Genomic DNA, 17,395 nt, shown 5'->3' with positions numbered 1-17,395 from the left:
GATACGTTCGGGCTGATCAGTGCGAAGGGCCGCGCCCGGCCCGGAGAAAGCCCGCGTGGTCGTCCAGCACCCGCAGCACCTCCGTCTCCCCCGCCGGCGGCAGCTGGAGCACCACCTCCTCGATGCCCAACTCGGCATAGTGAGCCAGCTTGCCCGGGGAGGGCTGGACCGCGTACGGGACGACCTGGAGGGCGGCCGGGTCGCGGCCCGCGTCCGCCCAGGCCGTGCGCAGCACCGGCAGGGACTCGGTGAGACCCCGGCCGCCGATCGGCAGCCAGCCGTCGGCGTACTCGGCGATGTGCGCGAACAGTTTCGCCCCGGCCGTCCCGCCGACGAGCGTGCGCGGGCCGACGACCCGGCCGCGCGGCTTCTGCACCGGCTTGGGGTGGGCGTGGCTGGCCCGGACGGCGGCGAACTGCCCGTCGTAGGGCGTCGGTTCCTCCGACCACAGCGCCTGCATCAGCCGCACCCGGTCCCGGACCAGTTCCCGGCGGGTGCGCCACTCGACCCCGTGGTCGGCGGCCTCCTCGACGTTCCAGCCGTAGCCGAGACCGAGGGTGAAACGGCCGCCGGACAGGTGGTCGAGGGTGGCGATCTGCTTGGCCAGGGCGATGGGGTCGTGCTGGGCGAGGAGGGTGATCCCGGTTCCGAGGCCGAGGCGCTCGGTGACGGCCGCGGCCTGGCCGAGGGCCACGAAGGGGTCGAGGGTGCGGCCGTATTCGCGGGGCAGGTCGCCGCCGGCCGGGTACGGGGTCGTCCGCTCCACCGGGATGTGGGTGTGTTCGGGGAGGTAGAGGCCGGCGTAGCCGCGCGATTCCAGTTCCCGCGCGAGCCGGACGGGGGTGATGGTCTCGTCCGTGAGGAAGATCGTTACGGCGATGCGCATGGGACATCGTACCGACTGGTTGGTCGTCCACGCTGGTCCCGTGCGGCGCTGGCCCCGTGCGGCCGGGGCGCCTACCGTGGACCCTGTGACGACGCTGCGCGGCACTCTCGCACCCGGATCCCCGGACTACGTGTACCTGCCCGTCGAAGTCCCGCCCGGCACGCGGGAGTTACACGTCTCCTACGGCTACGGCAAACCCGCCACCCCCGTCGGCACCCCCGGCAACGCCCTCGACATCGGCCTCTTCGACGAGCGCGGGGTCGAGGTCGGCGGGCCGGGGTTCCGGGGCTGGTCCGGGGGTGCGCGGACGGAGTTCTTCGTGCGCGCCGACGACGCGACGCCCGGGTATCTGCCCGGACCGCTGAACCCCGGCACCTGGCACATCGCGCTCGGCCCCTACACCGTGGCCCCGCAGGGGCTGGCGTACGAGGTGACCGTCACGCTGACGCCCGGGGAGCCCGGCGTCACCCCGCAGCCGGTGTATCCGCCGGCCCGCGCCCGGGGCCGGGGGCGGGACTGGTACCGGGGCGACTGCCATCTGCACTCCTGGCACTCCGACGGACGCCGCACCCCGGCCGAGATCGCGGCGCTGGCCCGGGCGGCCGGGCTGGACTTCGTGAACAGCTCCGACCACAACACCACCGCCGCGCACGCCCACTGGGCGGACTCGGCGGGCGAGGACCTGCTGGTGCTGCTCGGCGAGGAGGTCACCACCAGGAACGGCCATGTGCTGGCCCTCGGCACCGACCCGGGCACCTTCGTCGACTGGCGCCACCGGGCCCGGGACCGGCGGTGGGCGCACTTCGCGCGGGAGATCCGGCGCGCCGGCGGTCTTGTCGTACCGGCCCACCCGTACGCCGACTGTGTGGGCTGTTCCTGGAAGTTCGGCTTCGCCGAGGCGGACGCGGTGGAGGTGTGGAACGGGCTGTGGACGCCCGACGACGAGGTGGCGCTGGCCGCCTGGGACGGACTGCTGGTCGCCTCCGTACGCGAGAGGGGCGACTGGCTTCCGGCCATGGGGAACAGCGACGCACACCGGGATCCGGACATCGTCGGGCATCCGCAGACCGTGGTCCTCGCCGAGGAGCTGAGCCGGGAGGCGATCCTTCAGGGCCTGCGGGCGGGACGGTCGTACGTCGCCGAGTCCAGGACCGTCACGCTGGACTTCGGCGTCACCGCCCCCAGCGGCGAACGGGCCGGTGCCGGAGAGCGGTTGGCGGTGGACGCGGACACCCCGGTGACCGCCCGGCTGGCGGTCTCGGGCGCCCCGCGCTGCTCGGTCCGCTTCGTCACCGACCAGGGCGTGCTGTTCACGAGTGATCCGCTGTCCGTGTCGGGAGCGGGTGTGGTGGAGTGGCGCACGACCCCGGCCCACGCGGCGTACGTGCGCGCCGAGTTGCGGCACGAGACGGCACTCGGACCGGTGCCGGGCGCGATGGCGGCGTTCACCAACCCCGTCTTCCTCGGGGCTGCTTGACCGTGCACCGGGGGCCGGGTCGGCGCACCTGATGGTGTACAGGAAGCAGGCGGCGTCGCCGTCCGGCGTTCCGGTGGCGGTGGGGCGCTGACACGCGCCCCCGCACACCCGTTCGCCCCGCCTACCCCGGCCACACGATTGCCTGTACCTCGCTGTACGCGTGCAGGGCGTACACGCCCACGTCCCGGCCCACCCCGCTCTTCTTGAAGCCGCCGAACGGGGCCTCCATGTTGCGGCCGACGGTGTTCACCCCCACGCCCCCGGCCCGCAGCTGCCGGGCCACCCGGAACGCCCTGGCCACGTCGCCGGACCAGACGTAGTCGATGAGGCCGTACTCGGAGTCGTTGGCGAGGGCGACGCCCTCGTCCTCCTCGTCGAAGGGGATCACCGCGACGACCGGCCCGAAGATCTCCTCCCGGGCCACCCGCATGTCGTTGGCGCAGTCGGCGAGCAGGGTCGGGGCGACGTAGAACCCACGGTCCAGCGGCGGGCGTTCACCGCCGACGACCACCGTCGCACCCTCCTTCCGGCCCAGTTCGACGTACGACTCGACCCGCGCCCGGTGCTCCGCCGAGATCACCGGCCCGACCACCGTGTCCGGGGCGGACGGGTCACCGACCTTCAACCGGCGGGCGTACCCAGCCAGTTGCTCGACCAGGCGGTCGTACACACCTCGCTGCGCCAGCACCCGCGTCGGTGCCGTGCAGATCTGCCCGCTGTAGAAGGAGAAGGTCGTGCCGATGCCGGCGACGGCGGAGCCGAGGTCGGCGTCGTCGAAGACGAGCGCCGCGCCCTTCCCACCCAGCTCCATCAGCTGGCGTTTCATCTCCCGCCCGCACACCTCCCCGATCCGCCGGCCGACGGCCGTGGACCCGGTGAAGCTGACCATGTCGACGTCGTCGGACGCCACCGCCGCCTCGCCCACGGCCGTCTCCCGCCCCGAGACCACGTTCACCACACCGGGCGGCGCCCCGGCCTCCTGAAGCGCCTCGGCCATCTTGTAGACGGACAGCGGATCCTGCGGGGCGGGCTTCACGACCACCGTGTTGCCCATGGCCAGCGCCGGGGCGATCTTGCCCGCCGGGTTGGCCCACGGGTTGTTGTAGGAGGTGACGCAGGTGACGACCCCGACGGGCTGCCGCAGAGCCAGCGCGCCCATCACGCCCGCCCTGCCCATCGGCCCGGCCTCGTTGATCTGGGGCGTGATCGCCCACTCGGCGGGCTCCACGCGCGCGTACCGGCGGAACCGGGCGGCGGCCACCCCGACCTGCATGGCCCGGGCGGTGCCCGTGGTCGCGCCGGTCTCCGCGCGGGCCAGCTCGGTGTACGGCCCCTTCCGGTCACGGATGATGTCGGCCGCCCGGCCCAGCACCGCCGCCCGCTCCTCCGGCGGGGTCCGCGACCACGCCCCCAGCGCCTCCCGGGCCGCCGCACAGGCCGCGCGGACCTGCTCCGGCGAGGCCTCCGGCGCCAGGCCCACGGTCTCCTCGGTGGCCGGGTCGGTCACCGGGTAGTACCCGCCGTCCGGCGCCACCCACGCCCCGCCGACGAACAGCGGCTGCCCCTTCACCTCGTACTCACCGTCCGCGTGTCGGTCCCCGACCGGAGCACCTTCCCCGGTACGGCCCCGGTCACCACGTCGTCCCGGATCGCCTCGACCCCGTTGACCCACACGGCACGCACCCCGATCGCCTTGGAGTCCAGGCGGGGGCTGTCACCCGGCAGGTCGTGCACCAGCCGGGCCTGGCCGGCGTCGATGCGCTCCGGGTCGAACAGGACGAGGTCCGCGTGCCAGCCCTCCCGCACCCGTCCCCGCTCCCGCAGCCCGAAGAGCCGGGCCGGGTCGTCGGTCAGCATCTTCACGGCCTGCTCAAGACCGACCAGCTTCCGGCCGCGCAGACAGTCCCCGAGGAACCGGGTGGTGTACGGCGCCCCGCACATCCGGTCCAGGTGTGCGCCCGCGTCGGAGCCGCCGAGCAGCACGTCCTCGTGCTGCCAGGTCTCGGCGCGCAGCGCCCAGGACGCCGGGTCGTTGTCGGTCGGCATCGGCCACAGCACCGTACGCAGCTCGTCGGCCGCGCAGATCTCCGCCAGGCAGGCGAAGGGGTCCTGCCCCCGCTCCTCGGCGATGTCCCGCACGACCCTTCCCGTGAGCCCACGGTTGGCCTCGCTGTAGGTGTCCCCGATGACGTACCGCCCGAAGTTCGCCAGCCGCCGGAAGACGCCCGCCTCCTTCGACCGGGCCCGCCGCAGCATCTCCGCCCGGACGGCGGGGTCGCGCAGCCGGGCGATCCGCTCCGGCACCGGCAGGCCGAGGATCGGCCCCCATCCGGGGATGAGGTTGAGGGCGCAGAACGTGCCCAGGGACATGTTCATCGGGGTGAGGATCGGCATGGTGAGCGCCACCACCCGCCCGCCCGCCTTCCGGGCCCGCTCGCTCGCGCCGAGCTGCCGCGGCACCCGCTCCGGCACGGCCGCGTCGATGGTGAGCACGTTCCAGTTGAGGGGCCGTCCGGCGGCCGCGCTCATCTCCACGAGCAGGTCGATCTCGTCGTCGCTGAACTGGTCCAGGCAGCCGGCGACGATCGCCTCGATCTGCGTGCCCTCGTGCTCGCCGACGGCCTTCGACAGCGCCAGCAGCTCCGCCGGCCTCGCGTGCCGGGACGCGACCGGCTGCCCGTCCCCGTCCGCGTGCGTGCTCGACTGCGTGGTGGACAGCCCCCAGGCGCCGGCGTCCATGGCCTCGTGCAGCAGCCGCAGCATGGCGTCCATCTGGTCGCCGCTCGGCTGCCCGCCGACCGCCTGAGGCCCCATGACGTGCCGCCGCAGCGCGCAGTGCCCCACCATGAAGCCCGCGTTGACGGCGATCCGCCCGTCGAGGGCGTTCAGGTACTCCCCGAAGGAGTGCCAGCTCCAGGGCGCCCCCTCCTCCAGCGCCACCAGGGACATCCCCTCCACCCTGGACATCATCCGGCGGGTGTAGTCGGCGTCCTCGGGGCGGGCGGGGTTGAGCGGCGCGAGGGTGAACCCGCAGTTCCCGGCGGCCACCGTCGTCACCCCGTGGTTGAGGGAGGGCGTGGCGTAGGGATCCCAGAAGAGCTGGGCGTCGTAGTGGGTGTGGGGGTCGACGAAGCCGGGGGCGAGGACGAGACCGGAGGCGTCCTCGGCGGTGCGGGCGTCCTCGGTGACGCTGCCGATGGCGGCGATACGACCGTCTCGGATGCCGACGTCGGCGGTGCGGGCGGGCGCACCGGTGCCGTCCACGACGGTGACGCCCTTGATGAGATGGTCCAACATGCCCCGAACCCCCTCAGACGGCCTGACGGAACCGGGTGGTCCGGTGCACCGGATCCGTGTCGATCTTCGGAATCACGTGCTCCCCGATCAACCGGATCGTCTGCAGCGTCTCCTCCTTCGGCACCCCCACCGGCAACCCGAAGCTCAGCTGGTCCGCCCCCGCCTGCTCCCACCGCTTGCACTGGCGCAGCACCTCGTCGGGGTCGCCACAGATGAGCAGCTCCTCCTCAACGAGGAGCTCCACGAACTCCGGTGTGTACCGGGGCAGCGTCTCCGGCCACACGGGGAAGCCCTCGGGGCGCGGGAAGGTGTCGTGGTACCGGAAGACGAGCGAGGGCAGATAGTGCAGTCCCCCGTTCACCGCGATCTCGATCGCCTCCGCGTGCGTGGGCGCACAGATCGCGGTCGTCGTCACCATCACGTTGTCGTTGACGAAGTCCCCCACCGGCTCGGCGTTGACGATCGCCGTCTTGTACTGCTCCAGCACCCACTCCATGTCGGACACCTTCTGAATGCTGAAGCCGAGCACGCCGAGCCCCTTCTTCGCGGCCATGGCGTACGACGGCGGGGAGCCGGCGGCGTACCACATCGCCGGGTGCGATGTCCCGTACGGCTTCGGCAGGACCTTGCGCGGCGGCAGCTGCCAGTGCTTGCCCTGGAAGCCGACGTACTCGTCCTGGAGCCACATCTTCGGGAACTCGGCGATGGTCTCCTCCCAGATCTCCTTGGTGTAGTTCATGTCGGTCACACCCGGTATGAACCCGAGGATCTCGTGGGACCCGGCGCCCCGCCCGCTGCCGAACTCGAAGCGCCCCTCGCTGAGGTGGTCCAGCATGGCGACCTTCTCGGCGACCTTCACGGGGTGGTTGACCTGGGCGAGGGGATTGAAGATCCCCGACCCCAGATGGATCCGTTCCGTCGCGTGCGCCAGATAGCCCAGGAACACGTCGTTGGCCGACAGGTGCGAGTACTCCTCCAGGAAGTGGTGCTCGGAGGCCCAGGCGTACTTGAAGCCGGACCTGTCCGCCTGGATGACGTACTCGGTCTCCTCCATCAGCGCCTTGTGCTCGGCCAGCGGGTCGGTCTCGGCGCGCTTGCCCACGTATCCCTGTACAAAGAGCCCGAATTCCACGGTGGTTCACCGTCCCAGTCCAGGTGGTCCCTACGAGTTCTACGAACTTTCTGACGTACCGTCAGATTCGTCAATAGATGACGAACCGTCAGATCACGCTGACCCCCGACAGCCACCCGCCGTCGATCACGAACGGCTGCCCGGTGATGTACGACGAGTCCGCCGAGGTCAGGAACAGCGCCAGCCGGGCCACCTCCTCCGGCTGCCCGACCCGCCCGAGCGGCACGAGCTTGCGGTACAGCTCGTCCAGGGCCCGGCTCATCTCCTCCGGGTCGGCGTCCGGGTCGAGCCGCGCCGGGTTGGACATCGGGGTGTCGATGGCGCCCGGACAGATCGCGTTGACCCGGATGCCCCGGCCCGCCAGCTCCAGCGCGGCCACCCGGGTCAGCCCCAGCACGGCGTGCTTGGTGGCGGCGTACGTCCCGACGGCCGCCATGCCGGTCAGGGCCGTGTAGGAGGCGGTGTTGACGATCGTCCCGCCATCCGCCATCTCCGGGACGACCGCCTTCATGCCCAGGAAGCAGCCGACCTGGTTGACCCGCACGACCTGCATGAACTCGTCCAGCGGGGTGTCCACGAGGGCGTTGAAGCGCAGGATCCCCGCGTTGTTCACCAGCCCGTCGATGTGCCCGTACGCCTCCTTGACCCGCCCGACGGCCTCCCGCCAGCCCTCCTCGGTGCCGACGTCGAGATGGACGTACAGCGCGCCTATCTCCTTGGCCAGGGCCTCCCCCTGCTCGTCCAGCACATCGGCGACGGCCACCCGCGCCCCCTCCGCCCGGAAGAGCCGCGCCTCCTGCTCGCCCTGTCCGCGTGCCGCCCCGGTGACGATGACGACCCGTCCGTCCAGCTTGCCCATGCGACTCCTCCTCGGTCCGGCAGGGCTTCCTCAGTCCAGCAGGGGCGCGACCTCGGCCCCGAACATGCCGATCTGCTCGATGAGTTCGGCGCGGCTCCGGCTGCGGAACCGCACCTGGACCTGGTCCACGCCCATCGCCCGGTAGGCCCGCAGCGACTCGGCGATCTCCTCCGGCGTCCCGGTGCGGGTCCGCCGCCCGACCTCCCAGCCGGGCCGCCCGACGTACAGCGGCTCGGCGAGGGCGCCGACGGTGAACGGCGCCTCGATGCCCGCGTCCGCCCGCAGGTGCCGTATCCGGTCGATCTGCGCGGGCAGCCGCTCCGGCGGATCTCCCTGCGGCAGCCAGCCGTCCCCCTTCAGCGCGGCCCGGCGTACCGCGGCGGGCGAGGAGCCGCCGACCCAGAGGGGGACCTGGGGCTGCACGGGCCGGGGACGCTGGCCGAGCCCGGCGAAGTCGTAGATCTTCCCGTGGTGCTCGGGGAACTCCTCCGCGCCCAGGGCGGCCCGCAGCGCGTCGATCACCTCGTCCAGCACGGCACCCCGCCGCTCGAAGTCCACCCCGAGCGCCTCGAACTCCTCCCGGACGTGCCCGGCGCCCACCCCGAGGACCAGCCGGCCGCCGGAGAGGTGGTCGAGGGTGGCGTACTGCTTGGCGGTGAGCAGGGGATGCCGCAGCCCTACGACGGCCACATGGCTGAGCAGGCGCACCCGCTCGGTCACGGCGGCGAGGTGGGCGAGGGTGGCGACCGGGTCGTACCAGACCGTGCTCATGGCGGGGGCGAGCCGGCGCGGGACGGCGACGTGGTCGCAAGCGGCGAGGTAGTCGAACCCGGCCCGGTCCACGGCCCGCGCGACGGCCACCAGGTCCGCCGGCCCGGCCCCCGCCTCCCACCCTTCCGCGAACAGGGTGCTCTGCGCCTGGACGGGCAGCTGGATGCCGTACGCCAGGGCGCTCACCGCCACAGCCCCTCGGGGGTGAGCCCCAGCAGCTCGATGGCGTTGCCGCGCACGATCCGCTCGACCAGGTCCGCCGGCAGATGGCCCATCTGGGCCTCGCCGACCTCGCGGGACTTGGGCCAGGTGGAGTCGGAGTGCGGGTAGTCGGTCTCGTACAGGACGTTGCCGACCCCGATGGCGTCCAGGTTCCGCAGGCCGAAGGCGTCGTCGAAGAAGCAGCCGTAGACGTGCTCGGCGAACAGCTCGGACGGCGGCCGGGTGACCTTCCCGGCGACCCCGCCCCACCCCCGGTTCTCCTCCCACACGACGTCGGCGCGTTCGAGGATGTACGGAATCCACCCGATCTGCCCCTCGGCGTACATGACCCTCAGGTTCGAAAACCGCTCGAACTTGCCGCTCATCAGCCAGTCGACCATCGAGAAGCAGCAGTTGGCGAAGGTGATGGTGGAGCCGACGGCGGGCGGGGCGTCGGCGGAGGTGGAGGGCATACGGCTGCTGGAGCCGATGTGCATGGCGACGACCGTGCCGGTCTCGTCGCAGGCGGCGAGGAACGGGTCCCAGTCGTCGGTGTGGACGGACGGCAGGCCGAGGTGCGGGGGTATCTCGGAGAAGGCGACCGCCCGCACGCCCCGCGCGGCGTTCCGCCGTACCTCGGCGGCGGCCAGCTCGGCGTCCCACAGGGGTATGAGCGTGAGCGGTATCAGCCGCCCGTGCGCCTCGGGCCCGCACCACTCCTCCACCATCCAGTCGTTGTAGGCGCGCACGCACAGCAGGGCGAGTTCCTTGTCGGCGGCCTCCGTGAAGGTCTGGCCGCAGAAGCGCGGGAAGGTGGGGAAGCACAGGGCGGACTGCACGTGGTTGACGTCCATGTCGGCGAGCCGCGCGGGCACGTCGTACGACCCGGCCCGCATCTGCTCGTAGGTGATGACCTCCAGCTTGACCTCGTCCCTGCTGTACCCCACGGCGGTGTCGAGCCGGGTGAGGGGCCGCCGCAGGTCCTCGTAGGCCCACCAGTCGCCGAGGGGCCCGTCGGTGCTGCCGGGTTCGCCCATGACGGGCCTGAAACGCCCGCCGAGGAAGGTCATCTCCTTCAGCGGGGCGCGCACGATCCGGGGCCCGGTGTCCCGGTATTTCTTCGGCAGCCGGTCCTGCCAGACACCGGCGGGCTCGACGGTGTGGTCGTCGACGGAGATGATCAGCGGGAACTGTGTGGTCTCCATGGCCCTCACGGTAGCGCCGATCTGACGATCCGTCAGCTAGTGGGGGTCTGCAAAGAGGGTGTGAGGGCTTTGTGTGCTGGACTGCGCCGCCCTGTGATCGGCGTCTCCCACGGCTGACGCAACCGCCCGGAACAAGGCAAACTGACGGGGTTGTTCGTGATTCCGAGGGGGACGAACGCATGGACGGTGGGCCGCGAGTGCCTGAGCAGCGGCGTCCCGGCTCCGTGGCCGTCGCGGAGCGGGAGGCGCTGCGGTTCGGCGTGCTCGGTCCGGTGCGGGCCTGGCGCGGCGAGGAGCAGCTCAGCACGGGCTCGCCCCAGCAGCGCGCCCTGCTGGCAGCGCTGCTGCTGCGCGCGGGGCGTACGGCGACGGCGGCGGAGCTGATCGACGCGTTGTGGGGCCCTCAGCCCCCGTCGCAGGCCCTGGCGGCGGTGCGCACGTACGCGTCCCGGCTGCGCAAGATCCTGCCCCCTGGCGTGCTGGTCAGCGAATCCGGCGGTTACGCGGTGCGGGTGCCGGCCGAGGGCGCCCTGGACCTGGCCGTCGCGCAGGACCTGGCGGCGGACGCGGAGAAGGCACGGGCGGGGGGCGACCTGTGCCGGGCCCGCGAGCTGCTGAACCAGGCTCTCGGCATCTGGGACGGCGAGGTGCTGGCCGGCGTCCCCGGCCCGTACGCCGAGACCCAGCGGGTCCGCCTGGAGGAGTGGCGCCTGGGCCTGCTGGAGTCCCGCCTGGACATGGACCTGGAGCAGGGCTGCCACGCGGAGGCGGTCTCGGAGCTGACGGCACTGACGGCCGCGCACCCCTTGCGTGAGCGACTGCGCGAGTTGCTGATGCTGGCCCTGTACCGCAGCGGCCGGCAGGCGGAGGCCCTGGCGGTCTACGCCGACACGCGCCGCCTGCTGGCGGAGGAACTGGGGGTCGATCCGCGGCCCGGGCTCCGGGATCTCCAGCAGCGGATCCTCCAGGCGGACCCGGCGCTGGCGGAGCCGTCGTCCCCGGCGGCGGAACCCTCGATGGTCCCGGTCCGCCCGGCGCAGTTGCCCGCGTCGGTCCCGGACTTCACGGGCCGTACGTCCGTCGTGTCCGAACTGAGCGAGGTTCTGTCCTCGGCGTCGGAGTCCCCGGACGCCGGGGGCCGGGTGATGGCGGTGTCGGCCCTGGCCGGCATCGGCGGGGTGGGCAAGACGACCCTGGCGGTGCATGTGGCCCACCGGGCGCGGGGAGCCTTCCCGGACGGCCAGCTGTACGTGGACCTGCAGGGCGCGGGCCCCCGCCCGGCGGAACCGGAGACGGTGCTGGGCTCCTTCTTGCGGGCGTTGGGCACGGCGGACTCGGCGATCCCGGACTCCCTGGACGAACGCGCGGCGCTCTACCGCTCGGTCCTGGACGGCCGCCGGGTCCTCGTCCTGCTGGACAACGCGAAGGACGCGGCACAGGTGCGCCCGCTGCTGCCGGGGACCGAGGGCTGCGCAGCCCTGGTGACATCCCGGGTCCGCATGGTCGACCTGGCCGGGGCGCACCTGGTGGACCTGGACGTGATGTCCCCGGACGAGGCGCTCGCCCTCTTCACGAAGATCGTCGGCGAGGAGCGGGTGGCGGCGGAACGGGAGGCCGCGCTGGACGTGGTCGCGGCCTGCGGCTTCCTCCCGCTGGCGATCCGCATCGCCGCGTCCCGCCTGGCGGCCCGCCGTACGTGGACGGTCTCGGTCCTGGCGGCGAAGCTCGCGGACGAGCGGCGTCGGCTTGACGAACTGCAAGCCGGGGACCTGGCGGTGAAGGCCACCTTCGAGCTGGGCTACGGCCAGCTGGAACCGGCCCAGGCCCGGGCGTTCCGCCTGCTGGGGCTGGCCGACGGCCCGGACATCTCCCTGGCGGCTGCGGCGGCGGTCCTGAACCTGCCGACGGAGGACACCGAGGACCTTCTCGAATCCCTGGTGGACACGTCGCTGCTGGAGTCCGCTGCGCCCGGCCGCTACCGCTTCCACGACCTGGTCCGGCTCTACGCGCGTGCCTGCGCGGAACGGGACGAGCAGCCGCCGAGCGAGCGCGAGGCCGCGATGTCGCGGCTGCTGGACTTCTATCTGGCCACGGCGGCGCAGGTGTATGCGATGGAGCGGCCGGGGGACCGGGTCGTGGACCATCTGCAGTCGACCGAGTATCCGGGGCTCGAGTTCGAGAACCGGCACGGAGCCCAGGACTGGCTGTACGCAGAGGCGGTGTCCCTGCTCGCCTGTGTGCGCCAGTTCGCGGGACCGGACACCCTGCTGCGCGCCATCGACCTCCTGTGGGTCGCCGTCGACCTGACCGAGTCCGGCGCCAACTCGCGCGAGTACGACGCCGCCGCCCTCGCCCTGCTCGACGCGGCGCGGGCGTGCGGCGACCGGCGCGCGGAGGTACGGGCCGCGGTGGTGCTGGCCAACGCCCACCAGCTCTCGGGGCGTTTCGCGGAAGCCGACGACGCCGCCCGCCAGGCCCTGGAGCTGGGAGAGGCACCCGACCACCCGCTGGCACGCTGCTGGGCCGAGAACTGCCGGGGTGCCATGGCCTTCTACCAGCGGCGGTACACCGACGCGGAGAAGCACTTCAAGCAGGCGCTCGCGGACTTCCGGGACTGCGGGGACCGGGCCGGCGAAGCCAGCGTCCTGTGCAACCTGTCACGCATCCACGTGGTGACCGGGCGTCCGAGGAGCGCCGTGGACCTGGCCCAGCAAGGTGTCGACATGTACGAGACCCTGGGCCACGCCGTGAAGAGCGCCAACGGACGGTACGCCCTCGGCATGGCTCTCACACAGAACGGCCTGCACGTCGAGGCGACGGAGCGGTTCCACCAGGCGCTCCAGGTCTTTCGTGAGAGCCGCCAGCGGCTGTGGGAGGGCATGACCCTGTTCCGGCTCGCCGAACTCGACCTCGAGACCCAGCGGCACGCCCAGGCCTCCGCCAACGCCGAAACCGCGCTGACCGTGCTGCGCGGGATCGGCGGTGAGTGGCGCAGGGGGAACGTCCTGACCGTGCTGGGCCGTGCCCTGCACGGGATCGGGCAGTCCGGGCGGGCCCAGGTGTGCTGGCAGGAGGCCCTTTCCATCTACGAGGTGCTCGGCTCCCCCGAGGCCGACGCGGTCCGCGCGCTGCTGTCACCGGCCGCCGCCGTGTGAGCCCGCCGCACCGTTCATCGTTCGTTTATCGCCGGACGCCATTCTCTTGTTGTCGGTCCGTCGCGTCGGGGGGCAGACGGACTGCCGGTGAGGACGCCCCGTCAACGATCTAGTGTGGGGCGACCAGTTGTTCGTCCGGCCGTCCATCGGGGGAACGGCCGGACGAACGCAGCCGAGTTCAGCGCCCAGGGAGGGAAGCACCATGAGCGACACCACGAAGGACCAGACGGTCGAGCCGGACAACATCCACATCACCGACGCCAAGGACAACGGCACGGTGACGCCGGACAACATCCACATCACCGACGCCAAGTCCGAGGGCACGGTGACGCCGGACAACATCCACATCACGTCCGAGCCCGCCTGACCCAAAGGCCGACGGGGGACCGGCCGCGACGGCACCGAGGGGGAGCCGTCGCGGCCGAGGTGTGTCCGGGGGCAGTCAGGTTCGGTGAACGCCGAGCTCGCACCAGACCGTCTTGCCCTCCGCCTCCTGCTCCACGCCCCAGCGCAGGGCCACCGCGTCCAGCAGGGCGAGCCCACGCCCGTCCTCGGCGTCGAGGGTGCCGGGCAGGGACTCGGGTAGGGCCTGCCCGGCCGGGTCCGTGACCTCGACGCGGACGCGGTTGCCGTCCGTCCGTGCCACCCGCACACGGACCGCGCTCCCCTCCCCCACATGCCGGATCACGTTCGTGACGAGTTCGGTGACGCAGAGCTGGACATCGGAGCAGGGCGCGTCGAGGTAGCGGCGCACGGTACGGCGGAGGCCCTGGAGCACCTTCGGTACGGCGACGAGTTCGACGTCCAGCGGCGGCCGGCTCGGTGCCGTACCGGCGTCCCGCAGCACCGCCACCAGCCTGCGCGCCGTAGCGGCGTTGCAGTTGCCGAGTGCGACCAGGCCGGCCGAGGGCCGGTACGTGCCCGCGAAGCTCGGCAGGTCCACCCGGAGGGACGGCAGCGTGATGCCATGGGCGGCGAGGGCGTCGCGCAGGTCTTCCACGCACAGGGTGGTGTCGAAGGTGGAGTTGGCGGGGTGGCCGGTGGGGGGATGCGAGGACGACACGGTTGCGTACGCCTTCCTGTGCTCTCTGTGACGAAACAGTCACACGGTGGCGTCCACGTCAGTACCTTTTGAAGAGGTTCCGGCTACGCAGCGCAAGTGGCAAACGGCGGTGATGAGTTGTGCCCCCACGCAAAGACCCCGACGCGTCGGCGAACGTCCCCTCCTTCTACGGCGCCGAACTGCGCTACCAACGGGAGCTGGCGGGGCTGACGTTGGAGCAGCTGGCTGAGGGGAGCTTCCGGGGCGTGCCGTTCCTGAGCCAGATCGAGCGCGGTGAGCGACGCATGCCGGTGGATCTGGCCCGGCATGTCGACAGGGTGCTGGGGACGGACGGGTTTTTCGAGCGGCGTTGTGAAGATGCCCGCCGGGCACGGCAGTCGGGGCATGCGGAGTACTTCGCGGATGTGGCGGAGATGGAGCGGCATGCGGAGACGATCGAGGAGTGGGCGCCGATGCTCCTGCCCGGTCTGCTCCAGACCAAGGAGTACGCCCAAGCCGTCATCGAGACGGGGAGCCCCTGGCTGCCGCCCGCGACCATCGAACGGCAGGTCAGCGCCCGGCTGGAACGCGCCAAGCTCTGGGAGGGCGACGAGCCACCCGCGTTCTGGACCGTCATTCGCGAGCCGCTGATCCGCACGACACTGCTGTCCTCGGAGGAGATGGCAAAACAGCTGGAGCACATCGCGCGCGTGGTCCGCTCCGCACGAGGCGTTCTACAGATCTTGCCGGAAACACACGCTGGCCACCCGCTCATGATGGGCATGATCAAGGTCATGACGTTCCCGGACGCACCGCCAGTGGTCTACACCGAGGGCCTCCACAGCGGCCAACTCATCGACTATCCGCCCATCGTGAAGGACTACCGCAGGTCGTACGATCTGCTCAGGGCCGCAGCACTACCACCTGAAGCGTCCCTGGCCATGATCGAGCAGGCGGCGAAGGACTACCGAAATGGCAAGCACAGGGCTTGACTTGAGCAGCATGCTGTGGCGCAAGAGCAGTTACAGCAACTCCAGCGGCGGGGACTGCGTCGAAGTCGCCGACGCTCACCCCGGCACGGTGATCCCCGTCCGCGACTCCAAGAAGGCCCAGGAAGGCCCCGTACTCCTCTTCCGGCCCCTCGCCTGGAGCACCTTCCTCGCCTCGCTGAAGGGCTGACCCCACCCGGCGTTATCCACAGGGCAAGCGGCACGTCGCGGATTCTGCGATCTTGCCGGGGTGGGGCGGACGGAACTGAGGCCACTGAGGGCGCTGGCGGACCGGGGCGTCCTGCTCACCTCGCGTGCCGTGGAGGCCGGCTGGCCCCGGCGCAGTCTCACACGTGCGCTGCGGGCAGAAGGCTGGACCCGGCTGCGGCAGGGAGCCTGGACCGAGCCGGGGCGGGACCCGGACCTCTTCACTCACCTCCGGGCCGTGCTGCTCCGCGAACCCCGGCTGATCGTGAGCCACGGTTCAGCGGCCGCGCTCTGGCGGATCGAGATGCTCGGGGGTGGCCGCAAGACGCCGCTGGAGTTCATCGCCCCGCGGCTCACCATCCGTGGTGTGAGCAACGGCGTGCACGTACACCGGATACCGCTCAGCACGAGGGACGTGGTGGAACGACAGGGGCTGCGGCTCACCACTCCCACCCGCACGCTCGCCGACCTGCTCCGGCGCGGCCCGAGGGACGAGGCGATCGTCGCCGTGGACTCGGCGCTGACGTACCGCAGGGTCGGGCGGGTCCGTCGCGCACCGCTCACCAAGCTGGACGAGATCGCCGCGGCGCTTGAGACGACCTTGCAAGGGTCGGTCCGGGCCCGGAACTGGCTGCCCCTGGCCGACCCGCTCGCCGGTTCACCAGCCGAGACCGTTGCCCGACTGCGCATGTACGACGCCGACCTGCACCCCGAGAGCCAGGCCGAGCTACGCATCCCGGACGGCAGTCGCCGCGTCGTCGATTTCCTGTTCAGGGCGGCAGGGCTGGCGGTGGAGATCGAGGGATACGCCTACCACGGAACTCGTGACGCCCACCGTAGGGACGTTGCTCGCTTCAACCAGATCCTGAGGTGTCCGGAGATCCGCAGCCTCCTCCGCTTCAGCGCCGAGGACGTTTTCCACCGCCCTGAGTACATGGTCGAGGAGATCAGGGCCACCCTTGCTGCCCTGGCCGGCGATTCCCAGTGACCGTGGGGCCGCCCGCTTCTCGGCCAGTGTCGTGCCTCCGCGAGGCGCGTCAAGGGCGCTACGCGTCGCCTTCGGCGATGGCCCTCCGGGCCACCCTTGACCCACCTCGCTCCAGCACGGGAGAGAAGCGAGCGAGCGGCCCGGAAGAGCGGGTGCCCTGGCGGGGTTTGCGGCGCGGGTCGCCTGCGTTCTGAGCCGGGGTCGACGGACGCGGCCACGCCTCGCCCGCACGCCGGGCCGGCTCGGCGGCTTCCGGTCGGTGGGTGGGGCGCGGTCGCGGGGTGGCGGCACGCCGGGTGAGGTCGGCGGCTTCCGGTCGGTGGGTGAGGGTGCGCGAGCGGGGTTGGGGGGCACGCCGGGTTGGGTTGGCGGCATCCGGCCGGTGGGCGGGGGCGCGCCAGCGGAGTGGCGGCACGCCCGGTCAGCTCGGCGACTTCCGGCAAGTGGGCGGGGGGATCGCAGTCCGCGGAGGTCGGCCTGGCGGCGCGGGATCCCGGCATCTGAGGGCCCCGAAGGTGGGGAGTGGCATCTTTGGGCGCTCTCGTCCTCAACGGACGGCGGGTCAGCTCTCCCGGGCCGACTCCCAGGCTGGCCCAAGCCTGCCAATTGCTCGACTTGCCGTGGCCTCTGGGGCTGGTGTGACAGAGGGGACGCCCTTGGGGTCACACCAGCCACTCAAGTCCCCTCCCGAAGCGCCCGGCTCGGCATGCGCCCGCCCGGCCCCCACCCAGGGCCGATCGCAGCCAACCCCCACCTGGCATCCCGACCACCCCTGGCGCCCACCCCCACCTTCCGCAGGCCGCCAAGCCGACCGGGTGTGCCGCCGCCTCCTGGCGCGTCCCCCCGCTCACCGCAATCCGCCGAGCTGGCCGGGCGTGCCGCCACTCCGCTGGCGCGCCCACCCCCACCTGCCGCAAGCCGCCGACCCCACCCGCCGAGCCCCCACCCCGCGACCGCGCCCCACCCACCGGCCGAAAGCCGCTTAGCCGGCCCGGCGTGCAGGCGAGACGCGACCGCGCCCCCTCAGCCGACGACACGAACGCAGCCGACGGAAGGGCCCGGCCCCGGCAAGCCGGCCACTTTCCCCGGCTGCCCGCTCGCTTCTTCCCCGTGCTGGAGCGAGGCGTGTCAAGGGTGGCCCGGAGGGCCATCGGCGGAGCCGACGCGGGAGTGGAGCGCAGCGGAA

At 72.1% G+C, this 17,395-nt stretch carries 14 protein-coding genes; 6 read left to right on the top strand and 8 right to left on the bottom strand.

The features are described 5' to 3' along the window. Positions 1–16: 16 nt before the first annotated feature. Entirely contained in the window at positions 17–886 is an 870-nt protein-coding gene (locus ACWC2T_RS19505) for an LLM class F420-dependent oxidoreductase (protein WP_450671579.1), read from the bottom strand. Between ACWC2T_RS19505 and ACWC2T_RS19500 the strand changes: the two genes are divergently transcribed. After that, entirely contained in the window at positions 885–2,363 is a 1,479-nt protein-coding gene (locus ACWC2T_RS19500; RefSeq protein ID WP_450671578.1) for a CehA/McbA family metallohydrolase, read from the top strand. The genes ACWC2T_RS19505 and ACWC2T_RS19500 overlap by 2 nt on opposite strands. 121 nt (positions 2,364–2,484) lie before the next feature. On the opposite strand, the gene ACWC2T_RS19495 is transcribed toward ACWC2T_RS19500, so the two are convergent. The 6 genes from ACWC2T_RS19495 to ACWC2T_RS19470 form a co-directional block, all read right to left on the bottom strand. Further along, entirely contained in the window at positions 2,485–3,933 is a 1,449-nt protein-coding gene (locus ACWC2T_RS19495; RefSeq protein ID WP_450671577.1) for an aldehyde dehydrogenase family protein, read from the bottom strand. Next, positions 3,930–5,660 (bottom strand): N-acyl-D-amino-acid deacylase family protein, encoded by a 1,731-nt coding sequence (locus tag ACWC2T_RS19490; protein ID WP_450671576.1) that lies wholly within the window; start codon positions 5,658–5,660, stop codon positions 3,930–3,932. The genes ACWC2T_RS19495 and ACWC2T_RS19490 overlap by 4 nt, the downstream gene beginning before the upstream one ends. Positions 5,661–5,673: 13 nt before the next feature. Next, entirely contained in the window at positions 5,674–6,792 is a 1,119-nt protein-coding gene (locus ACWC2T_RS19485) for an LLM class flavin-dependent oxidoreductase (protein ID WP_450671575.1), read from the bottom strand. A gap of 88 nt (positions 6,793–6,880) precedes the next feature. Further along, positions 6,881–7,651, bottom strand: coding sequence for an SDR family NAD(P)-dependent oxidoreductase (locus ACWC2T_RS19480; RefSeq protein ID WP_450671574.1), 771 nt, complete (start codon positions 7,649–7,651; stop codon positions 6,881–6,883). 30 nt (positions 7,652–7,681) lie between these two features. Then, a complete protein-coding gene (locus ACWC2T_RS19475) occupies positions 7,682–8,599 on the bottom strand; it encodes an LLM class F420-dependent oxidoreductase (RefSeq protein WP_450671630.1) in 918 nt (305 codons plus the stop codon). 5 nt (positions 8,600–8,604) lie between these two features. Next, on the bottom strand, positions 8,605–9,828 hold the full coding sequence (locus ACWC2T_RS19470; RefSeq protein ID WP_450671573.1) for an amidohydrolase family protein: 1,224 nt from the start codon (positions 9,826–9,828) through the stop codon (positions 8,605–8,607). Between the two features lie 179 nt (positions 9,829–10,007). On the opposite strand from ACWC2T_RS19470, the gene ACWC2T_RS19465 reads away from it, so the two are divergent. Both ACWC2T_RS19465 and ACWC2T_RS19460 read left to right on the top strand, forming a co-directional pair. Further along, entirely contained in the window at positions 10,008–12,983 is a 2,976-nt protein-coding gene (locus ACWC2T_RS19465; protein WP_450671572.1) for a BTAD domain-containing putative transcriptional regulator, read from the top strand. Between the two features lie 202 nt (positions 12,984–13,185). Next, the gene (locus tag ACWC2T_RS19460) at positions 13,186–13,350 is read left to right on the top strand and encodes a hypothetical protein (protein ID WP_450671571.1); all 165 of its coding nucleotides are present in this window, start codon (positions 13,186–13,188) and stop codon (positions 13,348–13,350) included. A gap of 75 nt (positions 13,351–13,425) precedes the next feature. Here the strand turns inward: ACWC2T_RS19460 and ACWC2T_RS19455 are convergent, their stop codons facing one another. Continuing rightward, positions 13,426–14,046 (bottom strand): ATP-binding protein, encoded by a 621-nt coding sequence (locus tag ACWC2T_RS19455; protein ID WP_450671570.1) that lies wholly within the window; start codon positions 14,044–14,046, stop codon positions 13,426–13,428. Positions 14,047–14,165: 119 nt separating this feature from the next. Between ACWC2T_RS19455 and ACWC2T_RS19450 the strand changes: the two genes are divergently transcribed. The 3 genes from ACWC2T_RS19450 to ACWC2T_RS19440 are packed head-to-tail and all read left to right on the top strand — an operon-like array spanning position 14,166 to position 16,209. Then, the gene (locus ACWC2T_RS19450; RefSeq protein ID WP_450671569.1) at positions 14,166–15,017 is read left to right on the top strand and encodes a helix-turn-helix domain-containing protein; all 852 of its coding nucleotides are present in this window, start codon (positions 14,166–14,168) and stop codon (positions 15,015–15,017) included. Positions 15,018–15,027: 10 nt separating this feature from the next. Then, positions 15,028–15,204 carry a DUF397 domain-containing protein gene (locus ACWC2T_RS19445; protein WP_450671629.1) on the top strand — a complete coding sequence of 59 codons (177 nt, stop codon included), beginning with the start codon at positions 15,028–15,030 and terminating at the stop codon, positions 15,202–15,204. Positions 15,205–15,264: 60 nt separating this feature from the next. Continuing rightward, positions 15,265–16,209, top strand: a complete 945-nt coding sequence (locus tag ACWC2T_RS19440; protein WP_450671568.1) for a hypothetical protein — start codon at positions 15,265–15,267, stop codon at positions 16,207–16,209. Positions 16,210–17,395 lie beyond the last annotated feature (1,186 nt).

The sequence above is a fragment of the Streptomyces sp. NPDC001393 genome (assembly GCF_053597455.1).
This window is presented reverse-complemented; position numbering and strand designations above follow the sequence as displayed.